This is a genomic window from Micromonospora sp. NPDC048999, from assembly GCF_040649295.1.
GTDB lineage: Bacteria > Actinomycetota > Actinomycetes > Mycobacteriales > Micromonosporaceae > Micromonospora.
This window is the reverse complement of sequence record NZ_JBEZFI010000012.1, coordinates 135289-158949: the sequence shown is the minus strand read 5'-3', so window position 1 is coordinate 158949 and position 23661 is coordinate 135289. Positions and strand designations below refer to the sequence as shown.

General features: G+C 71.6%; 21 protein-coding genes. 8 read left to right on the top strand and 13 right to left on the bottom strand.

The features are described from left to right. Positions 1 to 95: 95 nt before the first annotated feature. On the bottom strand, positions 96 to 1268 hold the full coding sequence (locus AB0C02_RS16260) for a transposase (RefSeq protein WP_357548769.1): 1173 nt from the start codon (positions 1266 to 1268) through the stop codon (positions 96 to 98). A 27-nt stretch (positions 1269 to 1295) separates the two neighbouring features. Between AB0C02_RS16260 and tnpA the strand changes: the two genes are divergently transcribed. After that, a complete protein-coding gene (gene tnpA, locus AB0C02_RS16255; protein WP_357548768.1) occupies positions 1296 to 1703 on the top strand; it encodes an IS200/IS605 family transposase in 408 nt (135 codons plus the stop codon). A 427-nt stretch (positions 1704 to 2130) separates the two neighbouring features. Here tnpA and dnaE read toward each other — a convergent pair whose 3' ends face one another. Further along, complete coding sequence (gene dnaE, locus AB0C02_RS16250; RefSeq protein ID WP_357548767.1) at positions 2131 to 5664, bottom strand: DNA polymerase III subunit alpha; 3534 nt, start codon at positions 5662 to 5664, stop codon at positions 2131 to 2133. Positions 5665 to 5860: 196 nt separating this feature from the next. Then, positions 5861 to 7447, bottom strand: coding sequence for a LamG domain-containing protein (locus AB0C02_RS16245; protein WP_357548766.1), 1587 nt, complete (start codon positions 7445 to 7447; stop codon positions 5861 to 5863). 155 nt (positions 7448 to 7602) lie between these two features. Between AB0C02_RS16245 and AB0C02_RS16240 the strand changes: the two genes are divergently transcribed. Beyond that, on the top strand, positions 7603 to 7944 hold the full coding sequence (locus AB0C02_RS16240) for a PadR family transcriptional regulator (protein ID WP_357548765.1): 342 nt from the start codon (positions 7603 to 7605) through the stop codon (positions 7942 to 7944). After that, a complete protein-coding gene (locus AB0C02_RS16235) occupies positions 7941 to 8885 on the top strand; it encodes a permease prefix domain 1-containing protein (RefSeq protein ID WP_357548764.1) in 945 nt (314 codons plus the stop codon). Before AB0C02_RS16240 ends, AB0C02_RS16235 begins: the two co-directional genes overlap by 4 nt. A 53-nt stretch (positions 8886 to 8938) precedes the next feature. Here AB0C02_RS16235 and AB0C02_RS16230 read toward each other — a convergent pair whose 3' ends face one another. Then, positions 8939 to 9508, bottom strand: a complete 570-nt coding sequence (locus tag AB0C02_RS16230) for a GNAT family N-acetyltransferase (protein ID WP_357548763.1) — start codon at positions 9506 to 9508, stop codon at positions 8939 to 8941. Positions 9509 to 9647: 139 nt separating this feature from the next. Between AB0C02_RS16230 and AB0C02_RS16225 the strand changes: the two genes are divergently transcribed. The 4 genes from AB0C02_RS16225 (at position 9648) to AB0C02_RS16210 (ending at position 13663) form a co-directional block, all read left to right on the top strand. After that, positions 9648 to 10919 carry a sensor histidine kinase gene (locus AB0C02_RS16225; RefSeq protein WP_357548762.1) on the top strand — a complete coding sequence of 424 codons (1272 nt, stop codon included), beginning with the start codon at positions 9648 to 9650 and terminating at the stop codon, positions 10917 to 10919. Beyond that, positions 10916 to 11632 (top strand): response regulator transcription factor, encoded by a 717-nt coding sequence (locus AB0C02_RS16220; protein ID WP_357548761.1) that lies wholly within the window; start codon positions 10916 to 10918, stop codon positions 11630 to 11632. Before AB0C02_RS16225 ends, AB0C02_RS16220 begins: the two co-directional genes overlap by 4 nt. An 82-nt stretch (positions 11633 to 11714) precedes the next feature. Then, positions 11715 to 12605 (top strand): ATP-binding cassette domain-containing protein, encoded by an 891-nt coding sequence (locus AB0C02_RS16215; protein WP_357548760.1) that lies wholly within the window; start codon positions 11715 to 11717, stop codon positions 12603 to 12605. Beyond that, positions 12602 to 13663, top strand: a complete 1062-nt coding sequence (locus AB0C02_RS16210) for an ABC transporter permease (protein ID WP_357548759.1) — start codon at positions 12602 to 12604, stop codon at positions 13661 to 13663. The genes AB0C02_RS16215 and AB0C02_RS16210 overlap by 4 nt, the downstream gene beginning before the upstream one ends. Before the next feature lie 300 nt (positions 13664 to 13963). On the opposite strand, the gene AB0C02_RS16205 is transcribed toward AB0C02_RS16210, so the two are convergent. The 8 genes from AB0C02_RS16205 to pgsA all read right to left on the bottom strand — a co-directional run bounded on the left by AB0C02_RS16205 (position 13964) and on the right by pgsA (position 20583). Then, positions 13964 to 14578, bottom strand: a complete 615-nt coding sequence (locus AB0C02_RS16205) for a DUF402 domain-containing protein (protein ID WP_357548758.1) — start codon at positions 14576 to 14578, stop codon at positions 13964 to 13966. Positions 14579 to 14585: 7 nt separating this feature from the next. Next, entirely contained in the window at positions 14586 to 15335 is a 750-nt protein-coding gene (locus AB0C02_RS16200) for a YebC/PmpR family DNA-binding transcriptional regulator (RefSeq protein WP_357548757.1), read from the bottom strand. A gap of 220 nt (positions 15336 to 15555) precedes the next feature. After that, positions 15556 to 16161, bottom strand: coding sequence for a pyridoxal 5'-phosphate synthase glutaminase subunit PdxT (pdxT, locus tag AB0C02_RS16195; protein WP_357548756.1), 606 nt, complete (start codon positions 16159 to 16161; stop codon positions 15556 to 15558). Positions 16162 to 16218: 57 nt separating this feature from the next. Beyond that, positions 16219 to 17136, bottom strand: coding sequence for a pyridoxal 5'-phosphate synthase lyase subunit PdxS (gene pdxS, locus AB0C02_RS16190; protein ID WP_357548755.1), 918 nt, complete (start codon positions 17134 to 17136; stop codon positions 16219 to 16221). 151 nt (positions 17137 to 17287) lie between these two features. Next, a complete protein-coding gene (locus AB0C02_RS16185) occupies positions 17288 to 17791 on the bottom strand; it encodes a hypothetical protein (protein WP_357548754.1) in 504 nt (167 codons plus the stop codon). A gap of 8 nt (positions 17792 to 17799) precedes the next feature. Then, positions 17800 to 18960, bottom strand: a complete 1161-nt coding sequence (locus AB0C02_RS16180) for a glycosyltransferase family 4 protein (protein ID WP_357548753.1) — start codon at positions 18958 to 18960, stop codon at positions 17800 to 17802. Positions 18961 to 19030: 70 nt separating this feature from the next. Further along, positions 19031 to 19966 carry a phosphatidylinositol mannoside acyltransferase gene (locus AB0C02_RS16175; protein ID WP_357548752.1) on the bottom strand — a complete coding sequence of 312 codons (936 nt, stop codon included), beginning with the start codon at positions 19964 to 19966 and terminating at the stop codon, positions 19031 to 19033. Continuing rightward, on the bottom strand, positions 19963 to 20583 hold the full coding sequence (gene pgsA, locus AB0C02_RS16170) for a phosphatidylinositol phosphate synthase (RefSeq protein WP_357548751.1): 621 nt from the start codon (positions 20581 to 20583) through the stop codon (positions 19963 to 19965). Before pgsA ends, AB0C02_RS16175 begins: the two co-directional genes overlap by 4 nt. Positions 20584 to 20836: 253 nt before the next feature. On the opposite strand from pgsA, the gene AB0C02_RS16165 reads away from it, so the two are divergent. After that, positions 20837 to 22999 carry an elongation factor G-like protein EF-G2 gene (locus AB0C02_RS16165; protein ID WP_357548750.1) on the top strand — a complete coding sequence of 721 codons (2163 nt, stop codon included), beginning with the start codon at positions 20837 to 20839 and terminating at the stop codon, positions 22997 to 22999. A 25-nt stretch (positions 23000 to 23024) separates the two neighbouring features. On the opposite strand, the gene AB0C02_RS16160 is transcribed toward AB0C02_RS16165, so the two are convergent. Next, positions 23025 to 23651, bottom strand: a complete 627-nt coding sequence (locus tag AB0C02_RS16160) for a hypothetical protein (RefSeq protein WP_357548749.1) — start codon at positions 23649 to 23651, stop codon at positions 23025 to 23027. Between the last annotated feature and the right edge of the window lie 10 nt (positions 23652 to 23661).

Below are 23661 nucleotides of genomic sequence, written 5' to 3'. Positions count from 1 at the left end.
CGATTCCAGCGACACCCGTACCCCCCACACCCGACAGACCCGACAATCATGTCAACGCACCGAAAGACGGCTAACGAGGATTTCCCAACGGAGTCCTAAAGGCGGGGGATTCCTGGCTCAGGTAGCACGGCATCAACTCCGAAGGAGTCAAGGACGCGTCTTACACCGTCGGCACCAGCTCGGTTCAAACCTGCCGAGGCAAGGATCACCCTTGCGGCGTTCCGGTCACGGTCCGCGACATGATCGCAGGACTCGCATCGGAAGATCCGTTCCGACAGCACCAGCCGCTGCTTGGCTCTCGCGTGGCAGTTGGCGCATGTCATCGTGGTATAGGCGGGCGGCACCGGCACCACCTTCCGGCCCGCCCGCTTGCCACGGTCGATCAGTTCACGTTTGGTCGCGCCGATAGCCCCATCGGCTGCTTTACGGGCCATGCTCGTCTTGGTCAGGAACTTCGGTTTGAAGTCCTCGACCGCGATGACGGCATGGTTTTCTACGACTCGTTTGGCCCACTTGCGGGCGGTGTCCTGCCGCTGCCGGGTGGTCTTCGCATACACCTTCGCGGCTTCGAGGCGGGCCCGGCGGTAGCCTCGGGACGCTTTCTGGCCGGGTTTCGGTGCCCGCCGTGCCATGCGTCGTTGCGCCGTGGCCAGGGCCCGCGCTGCTCGCCTGCCGTACTCGGGGTGCGGCAGGTCGAAACCCGGGTCGGTGGTGTTGGCGACCGTTTTGACGCCCCAGTCGATGCCGATTCCGCCGTCGGCGTCGGGCAGCCGGGCCGGTTCGCGGCGGGTCACGAACGACGCGTACCAGTGGCCGAGGGAGTCTTGGTAGACGCGGACGCTGGTCGGGTCGGCGGGCAGGTCACGGGACCACACCACCGGCACGACCACTTTGCCGGGCAGACACAACCGGCCGTTTCTGATCGAGAAGCCGCGCTGGGTGTAGTTCAACGACGGGCGGGTCTTCTTCCGCGCCTTCCGCACCGGCCTGCCCCGGCCTTTGACCTTGAAAGAGGCCGTCAACGCCTGCGCGTAGTCCCGCAGCACCTGCTGCTGGGCGACCACGGACCCTTCCCGCAGCCATGCGCTGCAAGCGCGGGCTTCGGTGAGCAGGGCGTGCAGTGTGGTGGCGGTCGGCCGGTTGCCTTGGGTCTGCTGGTGGACGGCTTCGTTCCACAGCCACCGGCAGCGATGCCATTCGGCGGTCAGCGCGGCTACAGCGGTCGCGCCGAGGCGCAGCCGGTAGGTGTAGCGCACTGCTTCCTCCACACCAGACAGTATACAGCGTCACCGTATATGCTGTCGGGAGTGGATGAGATCAGGTCGAACAACAACGTCGTCTACCGGTGCACCTACCACGTCGTGTGGTGCCCCAAATACCGACGGCCCGTCATCACCGACCCCGTCGACACCCGGCTGAAACAGATCATCACCGAGGTGTGCGCCGAACGGGACGCACCCATCGTCGAACTCGAAACCATGCCCGACCACGTGAAACTCCAGGTCACCGTCGATCCGCAGTTCGGCATCCACCGGCTCGTCAAAGCCATCAAAGGCCGTTCCTCACGGCTGCTACGCCAAGAGTTCCCCACGTTGAAGACCCGGCTGCCGACCTTGTGGACCAACAGTTACTTCGTGGCCACTGTCGGCGGCACGACCTTGGAGGCGGTCAAACGGTATGTCCAGAATCAGCGGAACGCCTGAACGCCCTTACCTCCCCACGGCTAAAGCCGGGGGCTTCACGGGCGCTTTTCGGTGAACGACCGGCCGGCCTGAGCCCGCGACCGGGCTCTAGCGGGAGCGGGCGCACGCAGCGCCCGTTCCCGCTCCGGTCGAAACGGGTCGTCTCCAGCTCTCCGGGGTCACCTCGACCGAGCGGCGCGGCGGGCAGCTAGGCCGTCGCCGGCGTCAGCAGCCGGCGGACGGCGGCGGTGATGATCGCGATCAACGCGGCGCTGACGACGTTCACCGCGACGGCGACGAGAACCTGACTCATCTTCTTCTCCTCGGGTTGCCTCTTCCGGCGGCGCGCACCGGGTGGCACGCCGTCGAGGAAGCGTAGGGATCCGAGATGACGAGCAGGTTTACTCAGAGTGATTTTCCCTGGTCAGGCCGGGTGTCCGGCGGTGGGTCAGCTCACGTTGGCCGGGCCGAGGACGCTCTTCAGGTCGCCCATCAGCGCAGTGGTGGGCGCCACCCGGAACAGCCCGAGCCGCCACGTCTCGACCTTGCCACCCCGGTGGAGCTTGACGTGCACCTCGGTGTCCCCGGGGTGCAGCACCAGGGTCTCCTTCAGTCGCTCGGCCAGCGGCGGAGTGAGCCGGTGCACCGGGATGGTCAGGGTGACCGGCTTGTTCGCCGGGTTGCTGCTGATGTCGGGCATCTGCATGTCCATCGCCATGATGCGGGGCGTGTCGTCGCGCCGGTCCACCCGCCCCTTGACCACGACGATCGCGTCCTCGGCGATGTACTGGCCGATCACCTCGTACGTGTTGGGGAAGAACAGCGTCTCGACGCCGCCGGCCAGGTCCTCCAGGGTGGCCGAGGCCCAGGCCCGGCCCTGCTTGGTGACCCGGCGCTGCACCCCGGAGAGGATGCCGGCCAGGGTGACCACCGCCCCGTCGGGCACGGTTCCTTCCTCGGAGAGGGCGGCGATGGTGCAGTCGGCCGCCGCGCCGAGCACGTGCTCCAGGCCGAACAGCGGGTGGTCGGAGACGTACAGGCCGAGCATCTCGCGTTCGAAGGCGAGCTTGTCGCGCTTGTCCCACTCTCCCTCACCGATGGCCGGCATCACCGTGGTGCTGGTGGCGGTCTCGGCATCACCGAAGCCGGCGCCGAAGAGGTCGTACTGGCCGACCGCCTCCTTGCGCTTGACGTCGGCGTACGCGTCGATGGCGTCGGCGTGCACGGCGAGCAGGCCCTTGCGGGGGTGACCGAGCGAGTCGAAGGCGCCCGCCTTGATCAGGGATTCGATGGTCTTCTTGTTGCAGACCACCGCGTCCACCTTGGACAGGAAGTCGTAGAAGTCGGCGTAGGCGTCCTTCTCGTCGCGGCACCGCATGATCGAGGTGACCACGTTCGCGCCGACGTTGCGGATGGCGGCGAGGCCGAAGCGGATGTCCTTGCCGACCGGGGTGAACGGCCCGGCCGAGGTGTTCACGTCGGGCGGCAGCACCTGGATGCCCATCCGCCGGCACTCCGACAGGTAGAGCGCCATCTTGTCCTTGTCGTCGCCGACGGAGGTGAGCAGCGCGGCCATGTACTCGGCCGGGTAGTGCGCCTTGAGGTACGCCGTCCAGTACGACACCAGCCCGTACGCGGCGGAGTGGGCCTTGTTGAACGCGTAGCCGGCGAACGGGACGAGCACGTCCCACACGGCCTGGATCGCCTCGTCGGGGTAGCCGCGCTCGCGGCAGCCGTCCCGGAATGGGACGAACTCCTTGTCGAGGATCTCCTTCTTCTTCTTGCCCATCGCCCGGCGCAGCAGGTCGGCCTGGCCGAGGCTGTAGCCTGCGAGGATCTGCGCGGCGCGCTGCACCTGCTCCTGGTAGACGATCAGGCCGTACGTCGGCGCCAGGATCTCCCGCAGCGGCTCCTCCAGCTTCGGATGGATCGGCGTGATCTCCTGGAGGCCGTTCTTGCGCAGCGCGTAGTTGGTGTGCGAGTCGACGCCCATCGGGCCGGGCCGGTAGAGCGCGAGGACGGCGGAGATGTCTTCGAAGTTGTCCGGCTTCATCAGCCGCAGCAGGGAGCGCATCGGGCCGCCGTCGAGCTGGAACACGCCGAGCGTGTCGCCTCGGGCCAGCAGCTCGTAGGCGGCCTTGTCGTCCAGCGGCAGGGCCAGCAGGTCCAGCTCCTTGCCGTGGTTGAGCTGGATGTTCTTGACCGCGTCGTCGATGATCGTCAGGTTGCGCAGGCCGAGGAAGTCCATCTTCAACAGCCCGAGCGACTCGCACGTCGGGTAGTCGAACTGGGTGATGATCACCCCATCGGAGTCCCGGCGCATCAGCGGGACGTGCTCGATGATCGGCTCGGCGGACATGATGACGCCGGCGGCGTGCACGCCGGTCTGCCGGATCAGCCCCTCGATGCCCTTCGCGGTCTCGATGACCTTCTTGACGTCCGGGTCGGACTCGTAGAGGCCACGGATCTCGCCCGCCTCGGCGTAACGCGGGTGCTTGGGGTCGAAGATGCCCGACAGCGGGATGTCCTTGCCCATCACCGCCGGGGGCATCGCCTTGGTGATCCGGTCACCGACCGCGTACGGGTAGCCGAGTACCCGCGCCGAGTCCTTGATCGCGGCCTTCGCCTTGATCGTGCCGAAGGTCGCGATCTGGGCGACCTTGTCCTCGCCCCACTTGTCGGTGACGTACTTGATCACCTCGCCGCGCCGGCGCTCGTCGAAGTCGATGTCGACATCGGGCATCGAGACGCGCTCGGGGTTGAGGAACCGCTCGAAGATCAGGCCGTGCGGCAGCGGGTCCAGGTCGGTGATGCCCAGGGCGTACGCGACCAGCGAGCCGGCCGCCGAGCCACGGCCCGGGCCGACCGCGATGCCCTGGTTCTTCGCCCACTGGATGAAGTCGGCGACCACGAGGAAGTACGACGGAAAGCCCATCTGGATGATGACGCCCAGCTCGTACTCCGCCTGCTTGACGTGGGTCTCCGGGATCCCGTTGGGGAAGCGGCGGGCCAGGCCGGCGAAGGTCTCCTTGCGGAACCAGGACTCCTCGGTCTCCCCCTCGGGGATCGGGAAGCGCGGCATCAGGTTGTGGAACTCGAACATCCCTGCCGGGTCAACCTTCTCGGCGACCAGCAGGGTGTTGCGGCAGCCCTCGAGCCAGGCCTCGGAGTTGTCGACCGCGCGCATCTCGTCGGCTGACTTGATGTAGTAGCCGCTGCCGTCGAAGCGGAACCGGTTCGGGTCGGCCACGTTCGCGGCGGTCTGCACGCAGAGCAGCACGTCGTGCGCCTCGGCCTGCGACTCGTGGGTGTAGTGCGAGTCGTTGGTGACCACCGGCGGGATGCCCAGCTTGTGGCCGATCTCCAGCAACTCCTTGCGGACCCGGTGCTCGATCGAGATGCCGTGGTCCATGATCTCCAGGAAGTAGTTCTCCTTGCCGAAGATGTCCTGGTATCTGGCGGCGGCCTTCAGCGCCTCGTCGTACTGGCCGAGCCGCAGCCGGGTCTGCACCTCACCGGAGGGGCAGCCGGTGGTGGCCATCAGACCGTCCGCGTGCTGGGCGAGGATGTCGGCGTCCATGCGGGGCCACTTGACGAAATAACCCTCGGTGTACGACCGGCTGGTGAGCGTGAACAGGTTGTGCAGGCCGATCTTGTTCGCCGCCCAGATCGTCATGTGGGTGTAGCCGCCGCTGCCGGAGACGTCGTCGCTCTTCTGCTCCGGCCGGCCCCAGCGCACCCGCTGCTTGTGGAACCGCGACTCCGGCGCGACGTACGCCTCGATGCCGAGGATGGGTTTGACCCCGGCAGCCATGGCCTGCTTGTAGAAGTCGTTCGCGCCGTGCATGTTGCCGTGGTCGGTCATCGCCACCGCCGGCATCTCCTGGCGGCTCACCTCGGCGAAGAGATCCTTCAGCCGGGCTGCCCCGTCGAGCATCGAGTACTCGGTGTGCACGTGCAGATGCGCGAACGAATCAGCCATGCGCGACGCCCCCCGGCGGTATGGATCTTGACGGTCGGACCAGACCGGGCCCTACCCTACCCAGGCCCTCCGGCCGACTCCACCGTCCGCGCCGGAGGTGGCCTCCGTCTCCTTGACCGGCCGCCGACCGGCGGCGTTCATGGGATCCCGGATCCGCCCGGAGCGGCGCGGGCAGCACCCGCGCCGCTCCCAACCGTCAGACCCGCTGGTTCGCGAAGACGGCCTGCACGTCGGCGGCGCTCAGCGCGCCCTGGTACGCGCCGAGGTCGTCGACCAGCCCGTACAGCCACTCGGCCGGGCCGGCGGCGAACGTCACCCGACCGACCAGCAGCGGGCCGTCCGCCTGCCGCGGCTGCCAGGCTGCGTTCAGGTCGGCCGCGCCGGCCGGTGCCCCGTCGACGTACAGCCGCGCCTGCCGGTGCGTCGCGTCGAGCACCGCCGCGAGCTGGTGCCACTGGTCCGCGCTCGGCGCCGGCGCGGTCACGTACGTGGTGCTGGCCTTGGCCGGGGCGGCCGGGTCGGCCGGCACCGCGAACACCCAGCGCCCGCCGTCGACCGGCTCCCAGGCCAGTCGGAAGGCGTTGCCGTCGGCGGAGTCCTGGGACAGCACCGTCTGGGCGCCCCGGGCCGGATCGAGCCGCACCCAGGTCGAGACGCTGAACGACTGGTCGGTACGGAGCACCGGGGCGTCCCGCCAGACCTGGTCCGGCCAGTCGCCGAGCTTCGCCTGGGTGCGCGCGTACTCCCGGGTGGACTCGCCGTAGTGCGGATCGTACGGGTCGTCGATCCAGTGCGTGTCGTCGAGGGCGAGCGCGCTCCCCCGGTGCCCGGCGACGACGTCGACGCCCTGGGTAAGGGTGAGCTGCCGATCGAACGGGGTGCCGTCCGGCGCGGAACAGAGGGTGGGGTCGTCGATCGTCACGTCGTAGCAGACGACGGCGGCCTCGAAGTCCCACCTCCCCACCTGGACCGGCTGGACCAGGCCCGGCTCGCTGAAGCCGCCGGAGGCCGGGTCGTCGGCCGACCAGCCGGTGAAGTCCTGGCTCACCAGCGTCCGGTCGTACACCCGCATCTCGGCCAGGTTCCCCTGCCACCAGGCGGTGTCACCGCGGCCGACGCGCATCACCCCGGTCGGGTCGTTCACCGCCTTGACCTTGGCGACGGTCGCCTCCGCCACCCCGTCGACCCAGAGGGTGAGGGTGTGCGCGGTGGCGTCGTGCACGACGGCGAGGTGGGTCCAGAGGCCCGTCTTCGGCACCGAGGTGGAGCGAGCGGTCGACACCTTGCCGCCTCTGCCGGTCTTCGAGGGCATTTGCGCCTGCCAGCGGCCGGTGGCCCGGTCGTAGCCGACCGAGAGGGTGGCCTGACCCGAGCCGGCCTTGCTGACGAAGACCCGGCTGGCCGAGGTGTCGGTGAGGCGGACCCAGGCCGCGAGCGAGAAGGTGCCGGCGGTGTTCAAGGTGGTCGGCGAGGCCGTCAGGTACGACGACGCCCCGTCGAAGGCGACGGTCTGACCGCCGAGCAGGCGAGCGTCGTCCTGCCAGGCGATGCCCGACCCGGTGAGCGGGGTGTCCCCGCCCACGGCCGGCTGCCAGTCGGCCAGAGCCTGGGCCTGGGTGATGCCGGGGTACGTCTGCAGATGCCACCCACCAGTGGGCGGGGACGGACGGGCCACGGTGACGGCGCGGGGCGCCGCGGCGGCCGTGCCAGCACCGGCCAGCGGGAGCAGCACGGCGGCGCAGGCGGCAGCGAGCCGCAGGGCGGCGGATCTGTTCGTGATCATCAATCATGCCCCCATGTTGACGGCGACTGTCGGAACGCGCGGCGATCGATGATCATCCGGCGCAGGCCGGGACTGTGCCACAGGGGACAGACGTCCCGCCACCCCTTTCCGTGCGAGCTACACAATAGTGTGTGACACACGGTATAGTGTGAGGCATGGCAAGCGAGGAGATCCTGCGAACCCATCTCCAGGAGTTGCGGCGCGGCACGGTCGTGGTGGCCAGCCTGCTGGCCCTGCGCCGGCCGGACTACGGCTACGCGCTGCTGCAACGGCTGACCGCGCACGGCTTCCCGGTCGACGCGAACACGCTCTATCCCCTGCTCCGCCGGCTGGAGGAGCAGGGCCTGCTGACCAGCGAGTGGAACACCGAGGAAAGCCGGCCGCGCAAGTTCTACCGCACCAGCGACGAGGGCGAGGGCGTGCTGAGCCGCCTCCTCGACGACCTCGCCGCCATCCAGACCTCCGTCACCGGGCTGATCCAAGGAGTGGACCGATGAGTACGCTGACCGACCGCTACGTCGCCGCCACGCTCCGGGCGGTCCCCACGCAGCGCCGCACCGAGATCGCGGACGAGCTGCGCGCCTCCATCGAGGACATGATCGACGGGCGCATCGACGGCGGCGAGGACCGCGGCGCCGCCGAGCGGGAGGTGCTCACCGAGCTGGGCAACCCCGAGCAGCTCGCCGCCCGCTACACCGACCGCCGGCTGCAGCTCATCGGCCCCCGCTACTACCTGGTCTGGTGGCGGCTGCTGCGGCTGCTGCTCAGCTTCATCCCGGCCATCGCGGGCGCCGCGGCCGGCGCGGTCAAGGCGACGGTCGACGGCGATCTCGGCGCGGGGATCGGCACCGGGATCACCACGGCGTTCGAGGTCGCGGTGCAGCTCGCGTTCTGGGTCACCGTCGTCTTCGCCGTGCTCGAGCGCACCAACACGCCGCTGAACCTGCCCGAGTGGAGCGTCGACCAACTGCCCGAGGCGCCGAAGGAGCGGCAGGTGACGCTCGTCGACACCTGCGCCTCGATCGCGTTCCTGGGGTGCGCCATCGCGTTCTTCGCCTGGCAGCACTTCCAGCCCTGGGTGTCGGGCGACGGCTCCCGGCTGCCGATGATCGACCCGGCGCTGTGGGGCTCCTGGCTGCCGGTGCTGCTGGCGGTGCTGGTCGCCAGCATCGGCCTGGAGATCGCGAAGTACCGAGCCCGCCGGTGGACCTGGCCGCTGGTCGCCGTCAAGACGGTGCTCGACCTCGCGTTCGCCGTGCCGCTGGCCTGGCTGCTGCTCACCGACCGGCTGCTCAACCCGGAGCTGGTCCAGCGGTTCGAGTGGCTGCGCGAGGGCGGCGCGCAGGACGTGGCGCGGGTGACCGTCGTGTGCACCGCCGTCATCGTCGTCTGGGGCTTCATCGACGGCGCCGTCAAGGTGCGACGGCACGCCGCCTGAAGCGGTCCCGGCCCGGCGCCCCACGGGGGCGCCGGGCCGGCGCGTCGCCGAGGTCAGGCGTTGGGCGCCCCGGCCCGCCACTCCCGGTGCAGCAGGGCGTACACCGCCTCGTCGGTCCACTCGCCCTTGACGAACTCGTTCTCCCGCAGGTGCGCCTCGCGGCGCATGCCGAGCCGCTCCAGCACGCGAGCCGAGGCGGTGTTGCGGGCGTCCAGGCGACCGACGATCCGGTGCAGGCCGAGGCCGTCGAAGCCGAGCCGCAGCAGCTCCCGGGCCGCCTCGGTGACGTACCCCCGGCCGGTGTGGTCGGGGTGCAGCACGTACCCGATCTCGCCCTGCCGGTGCTCGGCGCTGGTCCAGCTCAACAGCACGTCGCCAACCAGCTCATCGGTCTCCGGCAGCACGACGGCCAGGTTCAGCACGTCGCCCGGCTCGCGCAGGGCGGTACGCCCACGCGCGCGCTCCAGCGACACCCGGGCGGCAGCCTCGTCGTACGGGTCGTGATAGAGGAAGCGGGTGACCTCCGGCCGGGAACGGTACGCGTGCAGGGCGTCGAGGTCGTCGGCGGTGAACGGGCGCAGCAGCAGGCGGTCGGTGCGCAGCGGCAGGTCGGGTACGAGCATCTTGGCAGGGTACGGGCGGCCCGGCCGACCGGTCAGCCGAGTTCCCGGCGATGCCGTCGAGGACGATCTCCAGACCGGGCCGCCTTCGACGCGGTGGCCCGGTGCTTCGCCGCCGGCTGACGAATGGCATGGTCAGCGGGTGAGCACCGCCCTCGACGTCCCGTGGCGCCGCCCGGCGCCGACCGCCGGCCAGCGGCGCGCCGATGCCTGCGTCGCGCTCGCCGTCACCGTCCTGGCCCTGTTCGAACTCGCCCTCGCCCGCAGCACCGGAGCCTTCCCGTTCGGCCCGCCGCCGTCCCTGGCGGAACAGATCTGGTGGTCGCTCGCGGTCGCCGTGCCCCTGGTGTGGCGACGCCGGTGGCCGGTGGCCGTCACCGTGGTCATCTCGGTGGCGTTCATCGCCGGGCAGGTCCGCGCCATCCCGCTGACCAACCTGCCGTCCGGCGCGCTGTTCGCCGCGCTCTACACCCTCGGCGCCTGGGGGCCGGACCGCCGCACGGCCGGCCGGGTACGGATCGGGGTGATCGTAGCGATGTTCGCCTGGCTCGGCCTGTCCCTGGCGCTGCAGATCGACAAGTTGTCGCCGGCGCACTTCACCGGCGCGGCCGGGCCGGTGCCGCCGGTGCTGGCCGCGGTCATCAACGGCGTGCTGTTCAACCTGCTCTTCTTCGGCTTCGCCTACTACTTCGGCGAGCTCTCCTGGCTGGCCGCCCGCCGCGAGCACGAGCTACGTACGCAGGCCGAGGAGCTGCGCCTGTCCCGGGCCGAGGCAGCCGAGCGGGCGGTGATCGGCGAACGGGTCCGCATCGCCCGTGAGCTGCACGACGTCGTCGCCCACCACGTCTCGGTGATGGGTGTGCAGGCGGCGGCGTGCCGACGGGTGTTCGACCGGGACCCCGGGAAGGCCCGTACGGCGCTGGCCGCGATCGAGCAGACCGCGCGGACCGCCGTCGACGAGCTGCGCCGGATGCTCGGCGTGCTGCGCGACCCGGGCGGCGCCGAGGCCGTCCGGTCGACCGCCGCCGGCGTGGAGCAGGTCACGGAGCTGGTCGAGAACGCCCGCGAGGCCGGTCTGACAGCCACCGTCGGGGTGTACGGGGATGCCGCGCCGCTGCCCCGCTCGGTGTCCCAGGCGGCGTACCGGATCGTGCAGGAGGCGGTGACGAACACGGTGAAACACGCCGGCGCTACCGTGCTGGACGTGCGAATCCGTTACCTGGCCAGGGAAATCGAGGTCGACGTGAGTGACGACGGGCGATCCACCACGCCGCCGGGCGGCGGTGGGCTCGGCCTCATCGGCATGCGGGAGCGGGTGGCCGCCCACGAGGGCGTGCTGGAGGCCGGCCCCCGCCCCGAGGGCGGTTTCCGGGTCCGCGCCCGGATCCCACTCGCCGGGGAGCGGTCAGCATGAGCGAGCGAATCAGCGGCCCGGCGGACGGTCGCCGGCCCGTCCGGGTGCTGCTCGCCGACGACCAGCACCTGGTCCGCTCCGGGTTCCGCGTCATCCTCGAAGTGGAGGACGACATCGAGGTGGTGGGCGAGGCCGCCGACGGTGAGCGGGCGGTGGCCATGGCCCGGGCGACCCGGCCGGATGTCGTGCTGATGGACGTCCAGATGCCCGTCCTCGACGGCCTGGCGGCCACCAGCCGGATCACCGCCGAGGGCGGGCCGGGCGGGCCGGCGGTGCTGGTCCTGACCACCTTCGACCGGGACGACTACCTGTTCGCCGCGCTGAGCGCCGGGGCGAGCGGGTTCCTGCTCAAGAACGGCACCCCGGAGGACCTCATCGAGGCGGTGCGGGTGGTGGCCCGGGGCGACGGGCTGATCGCGCCGGTGCTCACCCGGCGGGTCATCGCCGCCTTCGCCCGGCCCGGCGGACCGGCCGGCGGCCTCGCCCGGCGCCCCACGAGCCCGCCGCCCGCGGCGTTGACCCAGCGGGAACACGAGGTCCTGGAGCTGCTCGCCCGGGGTGCCAGCAACGCCGAGATCGCCGCCACGCTGCACCTCGGCGAGGCCACGGTGAAGACCCACGTCAGCAAGGTGCTGGCCAAACTCGACCTGCGGGACCGGGTCCAGGCGGTGATCTTCGCGTACGAGCACGGCATCGTCCATCCGGGCGGCTGACCGGGTCCGCCGCGCGGCGGACCGCCATGATCAGCCGCCGGACGGACGGCGTCCCGGCCCGGAGCAACTAACGTCCACTGCCATGACCAGCGCGCTCCGCCTGGACGGTGTCGATCGCAGCTTCGGCGACCGCCAGGTACTCAAGAACATCTCCTTCGAGGTGACGGCCGGACGGATGACCGGCTTCGTCGGCGGCAACGGCGCCGGCAAGACCACCACCATGCGGATCATCCTCGGCGTGCTCGCCCCGGACGCCGGCCAGGTCCTCTGGGGTGGCTCGCGGTTGACCCGGCAGGAGCGGCGACGGTTCGGCTACATGCCGGAGGAACGCGGGCTCTATCCGAAGATGACCGTCCGGGAACAGGTCGTCCACCTGGGCCGCCTGCACGGGCTCGACCTGGGCGCGGCACGACGCAACACCGACACCCTGCTGGAGCGGGTCGGGCTTGCCGAACGCGGCGACGACCTGCTGGAGACGCTGTCGCTCGGCAACCAGCAGCGGGCCCAGATCGCGGCGGCGCTGGTGCACGACCCGGAGGTCCTCGTGCTGGACGAGCCGTTCTCCGGGCTCGACCCGATGGCGGTGGACACCGTCGTCTCCGTGCTGCGGGAACGGGCCCGCGCCGGCGTACCGGTGCTCTTCTCCAGCCACCAGCTCGACGTCGTCGAACGGCTCTGCGACGACCTGGTGATCATCGCGGACGGCACCATCCGGGCGGCCGGCGGCCGGGAGGAGCTGCGGGCGGCGTACACCCTGCCCCGGTTCGAACTGGTCGTCGACGGCGACGCGGGCTGGCTGCGGGATCAGCCGGGGGTGACGCTGGTCGATCTCGACGGCCCCCGCGCGGTCTTCGACCTGGCCGGCCCCGACGACCAGCGGGTGTTGCGCGAGGCGTTGGCCCGCGGCCCGGTCCGTGCCTTCCGGCCGGTCACCCCGTCCCTCGCCGAGATCTTCCGAGAGGTCAACCAGTGAACACCTACCAGGCGGTACGACTGATCGCCGGCCGTGAGATCCGGGTCAAGCTGCGGGACCGGACGTTCCTGGTCAGCACCCTGTTCTTCCTGCTGATCGCCGTGGGCTCCACGGTCCTGCCGGCGCTGCTGGCCGGCGGACCCTCGACGGTCGCGGCGACCGCGTCCGTCGCCGCCCCGCTGCGCCAGGCCGGCCTCGACGTCCGGCCGGTCGACGACGACGCCGCCGCCGAACGGGCGGTGCGCGACGGTGACGTGGACGCCGCGGTGGTCGCCGGGCCGACCGTGCTGGCCATGGACGAGGCCCCGGACGACGTGCTGAAGGCGTTGAGCAACGGCCCCACGGTGCGGCTGTTGAATCCGGACGCGGTGAACCCGGCGGCCGCCTTCCTCGTACCGTTCGCCTTCGCGTTCGTCTTCTTCATCACGTCCCAGCTGTTCGGCGTGCAGATCGCACAGAGCGTGACCGAGGAGAAGCAGACCCGGATCGTGGAGATCCTGGTGGCCGCGGTGCCGGTGCGGGCGCTGCTGGCCGGCAAGATCGTGGCGGCGTGCGTGCTGGCGCTCGGGCAGATCGCGCTGATCGCCGTGGCCACGGTGGCCGGCATGCAGTTCAGCGACAACGGCGGCCTGCTCGCCCTGGTCGGCCCGGCGATCGGCTGGTTCGTACCGTTCTTCCTGCTCGGCTTCCTGCTGATCGCGGCGCTGTGGGCAGTGGCCGGGGCGCTGGTGACCCGCCAGGAAGACATCGGCGGGGTGTCGATGCCGGTGCAGCTCGCGGTCATGATGCCGTTCTTCGCGGTGGTCTTCCTGCACGACAACGCCGCCGCGATGCGGATCCTGTCGTACCTGCCGTTCTCGGCGCCGACGGCGATGCCGCTGCGGATGTTCACCGGCGACGCGGCCGGCTGGGAGCCACTGGTGTCGCTGGCCCTGCTGCTGGTCACGGCGGTCGCCTTCGTCGCCGCCGGCGCCCGGGTGTACGAGGGGTCGCTGCTACGCACCAACGGGCGGACGTCGGTGCGGGCGGCGTGGCGGGAGCGCGAGACCGTCGGCTGACCCTCCCGGCGAGAACGGCCGCCACCGCCCGCCCGGCCGGCCGCCCCGGCCGCCCGTCCCAGCGGCCCGTTCCCGAGGCCGCGCCGTTACCGGGCGAGCACGGCCCGGGGAGATTCCCCCGAAAGCCTGTGGAGCTGATGTCGCCAACGATTCACCGCCGGTAGGTGCCGGTTGAATCGCCTGCGACATCAGCTCCACAGCGAACGCGGGAACCGCCTCGGGCCGGCCCGACCGCCGAAAAGGACTGCCCGTTCCAGGTTCGATCTCGAGGCACCGGCCCCGGCTCGGGTGCGTCCGGAATCAGCAAGGGACGGTCTCCCACGAGGCGGGCAGACGCGGCACCGGCCAGGCCGGATCCGGCTCCCAGGACGCCCACGCCTCGTCCCACCAGCGCTCGCCCGCGTCCAGCCGGGCGGCGATCCGGTCACCCTCGGCGCGGATGGCCTCGGCCATTCCGGGGTAACGCCCCTCCTCGAGGCGCTGGGCGAACATTTCCACGTCCTTCCAGACGTAGCGCTCGGCGTCCGCGCCCCACCAGAGGTCCAACTCATGGTCGAGGGTGTCCACCCCGATCGCGGTACGCCGGAACGGTTCCTGAAGGTTGAAGTACCAGCCGGCGAAGGCGCGGTCCGGGCCGGTCCAGAACACGTCCACCGAGTGGGCCTCACCAGGGCGGTGCAGCATTACCTTGCCGTGCCCGCGCCAGGCCCGGTGCCCGGCGATCTCCCACGGGTGCCGGCCGGCCGGAAAGACGCCATGCCGGGGAAAGCCGAACTCGGCCCCAGGCGGCAGGTAGAGGGCGAGCAGGTCGGACGAGTCCTCGACGCAGATGGTCGGGCAGCCGAACCACACCTCGCCGAGCAGGATCTCGCGCCGGACGACGATGTCGCCCGGCGCGAACCGCCTACGGGTCACCGCCGCCTCAGCCGACCGCCGCCATGATCTCGTCGGAGATGTCGAAGTTGGCGTAGACGTTCTGCACGTCGTCGCAGTCCTCGAGCACGTCGATCAGCTTGAAAACCTTGCGCGCGCCCTCCTCGTCCAGCGGCACGCTGACGCTGGGGATGAGGGAGGACTCGGCCGACTCGTACTCGATGCCGGCGTCCTGCAGGGCGGTGCGCACCGCGAGCAGGTCGCCCGGCTCGGAGACCACCTCGTACGCCTCGCCGAGGTCGTTGACCTCCTCGGCGCCCGCGTCGAGGACGGCCATCATCACGTCGTCCTCGCTGGTGCCCGCCTTGGGGGCGATCACCACGCCCTTGCGGGAGAACATGTACGACACCGAGCCGGCGTCGGCGAACGAGCCGCCGTTGCGGGTCAGCGCGGTGCGCACCTCGGTGGCGGCGCGGTTACGGTTGTCGGTCAGGCACTCGATCAGCAGCGCGACGCCGTTCGGGCCGTAGCCCTCGTACATGATCGTCTGGTAGTCGGCGCCGCCGGCCTCCAGGCCGGAGCCGCGCTTGACCGCGCGATCGATGTTGTCGTTCGGTACGGAGTTCTTCTTCGCCTTCTGGATGGCGTCGTAGAGAGTCGGGTTGCCGGCCGGGTCGCCGCCGCCGGTCCGGGCCGCCACCTCGACGTTCTTGATCAGCTTGGCGAACATCTTGCCGCGCTTGGCGTCGATGACGGCCTTCTTGTGCTTGGTGGTCGCCCACTTTGAGTGGCCGGACATCTCATACCTCCGTAAGTGATCCACGCCTGCGTCGAGCGCCCGCGCCGAATCCACGGTCTCACCGGTACGGATGGAGCTGGCCGGTCGGCTCCGCGTGGACGGCTGCGGCGAGCGATGGCCCTGCCGAACCGCGGCAATCCTACCGAGAGCAGGTGTCTGCTTGTCACACCCGGCACCCGTGCCGGGGTGTGGCGACGGATCGGCAGGAGGCGCGTGGCGCTCAGGCGGCGGCCCGGACCAGCTCCACGAAGTAGCGGTGCAGCCGCAGGTCGCCGGTGAGTTCCGGGTGGAACGAGGTGGCCAGCAGGTTGCCCTGCCGGACCGCGACGACCCGATCGGCGGCCGGTCCGTCGGTGACCCGGCCGAGCACCTCGACGCCGGCGCCGACCCGTTCGACCCAGGGGGCCCGGATGAACACGGCGTGGAACGGCTCGCCCTCAACCCCGGCGATCTCGACCGGGGCCTCGAACGAGTCGACCTGCCGGCCGAAGGCGTTGCGCCGGACGGTCATCTCGATGCCCTGGAAGCCCCGCTGGTCGGGGCGGCCGTCGAGCACCTCGGCAGCCAGCATGATCATGCCGGCGCAGGAGCCGTAGACCGGCATGCCGGCGGCGATCCGCTTGTCGATCGGCTCGCGCATCTCGAAAATGTCGACGAGCTTGCTGATGGTGGTGGACTCCCCGCCGGGGATGACCAGCCCGTGGACCGCGTCCAGCTCGGCCGGACGGCGAACCGGACGGGCGTCCGCGCCCGCGCCGGCCAGGGCGGCGACGTGCTCGCGCACGTCCCCCTGAAGGGCGAGCACCCCGATGACCGGTGCGGTCACCTTGGCTCCTCTCGGTCGTCCGGGCGGGCCCCCGGTCCGGGGCCCGCCCGGTTCACGTCACCAGCCGCGCTCGGCCAGGCGGTGCGGCTGCGGGATCTCGTCGACGTTGATGCCGACCATGGCCTCGCCCAGGCCGCGGGAGACCTTGGCCAGCACGTCCGGGTCGTCGTGGAAGGTGGTGGCCTTCACGATCGCGGCGGCCCGCTGGGCCGGGTTGCCGGACTTGAAGATGCCCGAGCCGACGAAGACGCCCTCGGCGCCGAGCTGCATCATCATGGCGGCGTCGGCCGGGGTGGCGATGCCGCCCGCGGTGAACAGCACCACCGGCAGCTTGCCGGTCTCGGCGACCTCCTTGACCAGCTCGTACGGCGCCTGCAGCTCCTTGGCCGCGACAAACAGCTCGTCGGTCGGCAGCGACTGGAGCCGGCGGATCTCCTTGCGGATCTTGCGCATGTGGGTGGTGGCGTTCGAGACGTCACCGGTGCCGGCCTCGCCCTTCGAGCGAATCATGGCGGCGCCCTCGGTAATCCGACGCAGCGCCTCGCCCAGGTTGGTCGCGCCGCAGACGAAGGGGATGGTGAAGGCCCACTTGTCGATGTGGTTCTCGTAGTCGGCCGGGGTCAGCACCTCGGACTCGTCGATGTAGTCGACGCCGAGCGCCTGCAGGACCTGCGCCTCGACGAAGTGGCCGATCCGGGCCTTGGCCATCACCGGGATGGAGACGGCGTTGATGATGCCGTCGATCATGTCCGGGTCGCTCATCCGGGACACGCCGCCCTGCGCGCGGATGTCGGCGGGCACCCGCTCCAGCGCCATGACGGCGACCGCGCCGGCGTCCTCAGCGATCTTGGCCTGCTCCGGGGTGACCACGTCCATGATCACGCCGCCCTTGAGCATCTCGGCCATGCCCCGCTTGACGCGGGCGGTGCCGACGACGGGGGTGGCGTTGCTGTTCGGGAGGGTGGATTCGGACACGAGTCATCGCTCCTCTGGCGTGCTTCGGGGGTGGCTGCGAAAAATGCTACGGCCAGGTCAACGCCGGTCCGACAGCCAATCAGACCCACGGTGGCCTGCTCTGTGGCCGGCGTCACGACCGGTCCCGCCGGGTACGCCGGCCGGCCCCAGGTCAGCCGGTAGGCACGTCCGCCGGGATGGTCAGGGTGGGGTCGTCGATGTCGAAGTAGCGGGGCGACCGGTGCCCACGTCCCATCCGGAACACGCGTACCACGGGCCGGCGACGGACCGCCCGGGCGTCCCGGACCAGGTCGGTGTGCAGCTGCCGGGCCAGCGCCAGCCGCCGGCTGGCCGCGATCACCGCCTCGCAGGCCGGATCGTCCGGGGCCAGCTCGACGGTGCGCAGCTGGCGGGTGAGGTCGTTCTCGGCGGCCTCCCGCTCCTGCGGGACGGCGTCCAGGGCGATCCGCGCCGCCGCGTACAGCTCCACGCCGTACCGCTGTTCGGCCAGCACGGCGGCGGCCGCCGCGCGGCGCAGCAGGTGGGCGTCGAGCGCCCGGGACGCCGACTCCGCCCGGTTCTGTAGCCGTTCGACCCGGTTGGCCGTCCAGATCAGGTACGCCGTGACGAGCCCGACGACCACGACCGCGCCCACCACCCACCGCATGTCCGGCATCGTAGTGCTCAGCCCAGCTCAACCCATTCCTGGTCCATGACCCGACCGTCGGTGGCCTCGATCGCCGCCGCGTACACCTCCAGCACCCGGCGGGCCACCACCGGCCAGTCGAAACCGGCCACCACCTGGTCACCGCAGGCGGTCAGCGCCGCCCGCCGGTCCGCGTCGTCGAGCAGTTCGGCCAGGGCGGTACGCAGGGCCGCCGCGTCGCCGGTCGGGAACAGCTGGCCGGCCCGGCCGCCGTCCAGCACCCGGCGGAACGCGTCCAGGTCGCTGGCCACCACCGTGGTGCCGGCGGCGAGGGCCTCGGTGAGGATCATCCCGAAGGATTCCCCGCCGGTATTCGGCGCTACATATAGGTGCAAACTGCGCAACATGCGAGGTTTGTCCACCTCGGGGACCATGCCGAGAAAGGTGACCCGATCCCGCAGCCCGGCCGGAAACTGCCCGTACAGGTCGTCCCGGTCGCCCGGCCCGGCCACCAGCAGGCGCAGGCCCGGGCGGTGCGGGGCGAGCGCGACGAAGGCGTCCCGCAGGATCGCAAAGCCCTTGCGCGGCTCGGTGAACCGGCCCAGGAAGCCCACCGTCCCGCCGGTGCCCGGCCCGCACTCCCCCGGCCAGCCGGGCAGCGGCTCGACGCCGGCGAACTTCACCACCGCCACCCCGTTGGGGATCTCCACCGCGCCGCCGTCCAGGTGCTCGACCTGCACCTTGCGGGCCAGGGCGCTGACCGCGATCCGGGCGGTGATCCGCTCCAGCACGATCCGCAGCATCCCCTGCGCCGCCGAGAGCACCCGGGAGCGGGTCATCGCGGTGTGGAAGGTGGCCACCACCGGCCCGCGGGCGCAGAGCACGGCCAGCATCGACAGGCTCGGCGTGAGCGGCTCGTGCACGTGCAGCACGTCGAAGTCACCCCGGGTGATCCAGCGCCGCACCCGGGCGGTGGAGACCGGGCCGAAGGCGATCCGGGCCACCGAACCGTTGTACGGGAACGGCACCGCCCGCCCGGCGGCCACCACGTACGGCGGCAGCGGCGAGTCCTCGTCGGCCGGGGCGAGCACGCTCACCTGGTGACCCAACCCGATCAATGCCTCGGCCAGGTCGACGATGTGGTTCTGCACCCCGCCCGGGACGTCGAAGGAGTACGGGCACACGATGCCGATCCGCACGCTATTGCCCTTCGTTCGCGACTGCGGGGCTCCGCTGCGCTGCGCTCCTCGCGCTCACCGCGCCCCTTCCTCAGATCGTTCCGGTGGTGGCTGGGGGCTGCACCGGGGCGCCCGAACCGTCGGCCCGCTGGTCCAGCCACATCCGCTGCAACATGTGCCAGTCTTCCGGGTGCCGGGCGATGCCCGCGGCCAGGCCGTCGGCGATCCGCTGGGTGAGCACGCGGACCCGGGCGTCCAGCGGGCCGCTGTCCGGGTCGGGCAGCTCCAGCGGGCCGGCCAGGGCACCGCGGGGAATGTCCGACTCGTACCACATCGAGGTGACGTAGAGGGGCGCGCCGGTCCGGATCGCCAGCAGCGCCGGGCCGGCCGGCATCCGGGTCCGTCCGCCGAAGAAGTCCACCTCCACGCCGCGCGCGGACAGGTCCCGGTCGGCGAGCAGCGGCACCACCGCGCCGGCCCGGATCCGGTCGACCAGCACGTCGAAGGCCGGCCGCTCGCCACCGTGGGTGGGCAGGATCTCCATGCCCAGGCCCTGCCGGAAAGCGAGGAAACGCTCGTAGACGCCCTCCGGCTTGAGCCGCTCGGCGACGGTGGTGATCGGCCAGCCGTTGGCGGCCACCCAGGCACCGGCGGCGTCCCAGTTGCCGGCGTGCGGCAGCGCGACCACCGCGCCCCGGCCGGACGCGACGTCGGCGGCGAGCATCTCCGCGCCATCGAGGCGGAACCCGGCGAGGATCTCCCGGCGGCTCAGCGACGGCAGCCGGAACGCCTCCAGCCAGTACCGGGCGTACGAGCGCAGGCCGGCCCGGACCAGTTCGTCCAACTCCGCCTCGGGCAACGCCGGGCCGACCACCCGGCGCAGGTTGGCGCGGAGTCGGGTCGTACCCGGGCCGCCCTTGCGGTGGGCGCGGTCGGCGCCCGCCCGGAAGGCGGCCGCGACCACCGGCCGGGGCAGCGCGCGGGCCAGCCGCCAGCCGGCCACGTAGCCCAGCTCGGTGAGGTTCACTCGTGGCCGACCGACTGCGCCTGCCGGTACACGTGCGCCATGCGCTGCCCGACCGTGAAGATCGAGACGGCGGCGAGCAGCCAGAGCGCGATCTGCAGTGCCGGCGTGACGCCGAGGCCGGTGAGCAGGCCGCCCACCCCGACGATCAGCAGCCGCTCGGTGCGCTCGGCGACGCCCACGTTGGCGGTCATCCCGAGCCCCTCGGCGCGGGCCTTGACGTAGGAGACCAGCCCCCCGGCGGCCAGGCAGAGCAGCGCGGCGGCCACCCCCGCGTACTGGTGCTCGGTGGCCAGCCAGTAGGCGACCGCGCCGAAGACCGCGCTGTCGGCGACCCGGTCCATGCTCGAATCGAGGAAGGCCCCGAATTTGGTGGAACCGCCGCTCATCCGGGCCATCGTGCCGTCGAGCAGGTCGGTGAGCGCGAAGACCGTGACGATCAGCGCGCCGGCGACCAGATGGCCGCGCGCGCCGAAGCCGAGCGCGCCGACAAGTACGCCGACGGTGCCGGTCACGGTGACCGCGTTTGGGGACACGCCGGCGCGGAGCAGACCGCGCGCGACCGGCTCCACGACGCGGGTCATGCCCGCTCGGGCCGTCACTTGGAAGATCTTCGCCATGGCGGGTCCCACGATAACGGCCGGAAGCTGCCGACGACACGACCGGTCGGCGCGAACCGCCAGGCGGGCTTGTGCGGGGTCGGCAACGGGTGTGAGATCGGGTGTGGGAAGTGAGCCAGCTCACCGAATCACCCGTCCGAGAACCCGTCGTCCACGAGACCACCGGAGGATATCGCCGCGGCACCCGCCCTGGGCCCGCTTCCCGTCGCGCGCGGCGGTCACCACCACCACCGGCTGAGGGAGGTGCGCCGCGATGGCGCAGAAAAATCAGGAGAAGGGTGTCACCGGCGGCGCGCCGGTGGTGACCGAGCCCGGCAGGGTTCGCAACGTGGTGCTGGTCGGGCACTCTGGCGCGGGCAAGACCACGCTGGTCGAGGCGTTGCTCACGGCCAGCGGCACGATCGGCCGCGCGGGCACCGTCACCGAGGGCACCACCGTCTGCGACCACGACCCCGCCGCCGTACGCCAGCAGCGTTCGGTGAGCCTGTGCTGTGCCCCACTGCTGCACCGGGACGTCAAGGTCAACCTCCTGGACACCCCCGGCTACGGCGACTTCGTCGGCGAACTGCGGGCCGGCCTGCGGGCCGCCGACGCGGCGCTCTTCGTGGTCTCCGCCGTCGACGGGATGGACGCGGCCACCGCCGCGCTCTGGGAGGAGTGCGCCGCGGTCGACATGCCACGCGCGGTCGCGGTGGCCCGGCTGGATCACCCGCGCGCCGACTTCGACGAGGCGGTGGCGCTCTGCCAGCGCGTCTTCGGCGACAACGTGCTCCCGCTTCACCTGCCGATGCTCGGCGACGACGGCGTGTCGATCGTCGGCCTGATGGGGCTGATCGCCCGGCGGGTCTTCGACTACTCCAACGGGCTGCCGGCCGCCGTGCGCGAGCCGGACCCCGAGCACCTGCCCGCCATCGTCGAGGCACGCAACGAGCTGATCGAGGGGATCATCGCGGAGAGCGAGGACGAGACCCTGATGGACCGCTACCTCGGTGGCGAGGAGATCGACCCGGAGGTGCTCGTCACCGACCTGGAGAAGGCGGTGGCGCGGGGGCACTTCTACCCGGTGGTGCCGGTCTGTGCCGAGACCGGTGTCGGTCTGGACGTGCTGCTCGACGGCCTGGTGTCGGCGTTCCCGTCGCCGCTGGAGCACGAGCTCCCGGCGGTCGTCGGGGTGGACGGCTCGCCCCGGCCGCCGCTGCTCTGCGACCCGGACGGCCCGCTGGTCGCCGAGGTGGTCAAGACGACCGTCGACCGGCACGTCGGGCGGGTGTCCCTGGTCCGGGTCTTCTCCGGCACGCTCCGCCCCGACCAGGTGATCCACGTGTCCGGGCACGGCATGGCCGAGCGCGGCCACCCCGACCACGACGCCGACGAGCGGGCCGGCCACCTCTACAGCCCGCTCGGCGCGACGCTGCGCGAGGTGCCCGCCGTCGTCGCCGGAGACATCTGCGCGATCACCAAGTCGGGCAGCGCGGAGACCGGCGACACCATCTCCGCCAAGGAGGAGCCACTGCTCATCGCCCCGTGGGAGATGCCGGAGCCGCTGCTGCCGGTGGCGATCGTGGCCAAGAGCCGGGCCGACGAGGACGCCCTCGCGCGCAACCTCGCCCGGCTGGTGGCCGGCGATCCGACACTGCGGCTGGAGCGCAACGCCGAGACCCACCAGTTGGTGCTCTGGTGCATGGGCGAGGCGCACGCCGACGTGGTGCTCGAGCGCCTGCGCTCGGGCGGGGTGGAGCTGGAGACCGAGCCGGTCCGGGTGGCGCTGCGCGAGACGTTCAACGTCGGCGCCAAGGGCCACGGCCGGCACGTCAAGCAGTCCGGCGGCCACGGCCAGTACGCGGTCTGCGACATCAAGGTCGAACCGCTGCCGCGCGGCGCGGGCTTCGAGTTCGTGGACAAGGTGGTCGGCGGCGCGGTGCCGCACAACTACATCCCGTCGGTGGAGAAGGGCGTCCGGGCGCAGATGGAACGCGGTCTGGTCGCCGGCTGCCCGGTGACGGACCTGCGGGTGACCCTCTTCGACGGCAAGGCGCACAGCGTCGACTCCTCCGACGCGGCGTTCCAGACCGCGGGTGCGCTCGCGCTGCGCGACGCCGCCGAGAAGGGCCAGCCGACGCTGCTGGAGCCGGTCGACGAGGTGACCATCCGGGTGCCCGACCCGTCGGTGGGCGCGGTGATGGGCGATCTCTCCGGCCGGCGCGGGCGGGTGCTCGGCACCGAACCCGATCCGGAGGCCGAGGGGCGCACACTGGTCCGCGCCGAGGTGCCCGCCACCGAACTGCTCCGGTACGCAGTCGAACTGCGCTCGATGACCGCCGGCACCGGCACCTTCCGCCGCGAGCTCGCCCGGTACGAACCGATGCCCGCCCACCTGGCCGAGCAGGTCCGCAAGGAACACGCGGCCCGGAGCTGACCCCAGCCACCTGCCGCGATTCAGGTCAGCGGGCGTACGCCAGGACGAGAGGGGTCGGCTGGCCGGGCCAGGCACCGGTCAGGGCGGCCTCGGAGGGGGCCGCGCCAGGGGCCGGGCGCCGGACGACGGCCAGCTCGACGTGGTCGGCCCGGATCAGCGTGGGCTCGCCGTCGACCACCTCCCGCGGCGCGCCGACGGCCGGCGGCTCGACCCCATGGGCGCGGCCGCCGGTCACGGTCATGCTCGGCGGGCGGACGTCCCGCACCCCGTCCACCTCGAAGTACTCCTCCGCCTGGCCGGCTCCGGCGAGGACGGCGGCGGCCAGAGCGGGCGGGTAGATCGGGTCGGCGCAGGCGTCGTACACCCAACGGGAGCCCAACGCCGAGTGCTCCATGGTGCCGACCAGCCACTCGTCGGCGCCGTCCAACGGCGCACCCCGATAGGTGAGCGGCACCTGCAGGACCGGGCCGTCGCCGGCCCGGACGAGCAGGGTCTCGATCCCCACCTCCCCGGCCGGGTCGTCGAAGCGGTAGGACGCCACCCGGGTGACGTCGGCGCCGGCGGCCCCGGCGAACCAGGGGCGGCCGGGCAGCCAGGTGGCGAGCAGATCGAGCTTGGACGGGCGTAGTTCCGCGCGATGCAGCAGGGCCATGCGGAAGATC

Coding starts and splice junctions, on each gene's coding strand:
- tnpA (WP_357548768.1), top strand. CDS start 1,296: ATGCTGTCGGGAGTGGATGAGATCAGGTCGAACAACAACGTCGTCTAC.
- dnaE (WP_357548767.1), bottom strand. CDS start 5,664: ATGGCTGATTCGTTCGCGCATCTGCACGTGCACACCGAGTACTCGATG.
- AB0C02_RS16245 (WP_357548766.1), bottom strand. CDS start 7,447: ATGATCACGAACAGATCCGCCGCCCTGCGGCTCGCTGCCGCCTGCGCC.
- AB0C02_RS16240 (WP_357548765.1), top strand. CDS start 7,603: ATGGCAAGCGAGGAGATCCTGCGAACCCATCTCCAGGAGTTGCGGCGC.
- AB0C02_RS16235 (WP_357548764.1), top strand. CDS start 7,941: ATGAGTACGCTGACCGACCGCTACGTCGCCGCCACGCTCCGGGCGGTC.
- AB0C02_RS16230 (WP_357548763.1), bottom strand. CDS start 9,508: ATGCTCGTACCCGACCTGCCGCTGCGCACCGACCGCCTGCTGCTGCGC.
- AB0C02_RS16220 (WP_357548761.1), top strand. CDS start 10,916: ATGAGCGAGCGAATCAGCGGCCCGGCGGACGGTCGCCGGCCCGTCCGG.
- AB0C02_RS16215 (WP_357548760.1), top strand. CDS start 11,715: ATGACCAGCGCGCTCCGCCTGGACGGTGTCGATCGCAGCTTCGGCGAC.
- AB0C02_RS16200 (WP_357548757.1), bottom strand. CDS start 15,335: ATGTCCGGCCACTCAAAGTGGGCGACCACCAAGCACAAGAAGGCCGTC.
- AB0C02_RS16185 (WP_357548754.1), bottom strand. CDS start 17,791: ATGCCGGACATGCGGTGGGTGGTGGGCGCGGTCGTGGTCGTCGGGCTC.
- pgsA (WP_357548751.1), bottom strand. CDS start 20,583: ATGGCGAAGATCTTCCAAGTGACGGCCCGAGCGGGCATGACCCGCGTC.
- AB0C02_RS16165 (WP_357548750.1), top strand. CDS start 20,837: ATGGCGCAGAAAAATCAGGAGAAGGGTGTCACCGGCGGCGCGCCGGTG.
- AB0C02_RS16160 (WP_357548749.1), bottom strand. CDS start 23,651: ATGGCCCTGCTGCATCGCGCGGAACTACGCCCGTCCAAGCTCGATCTG.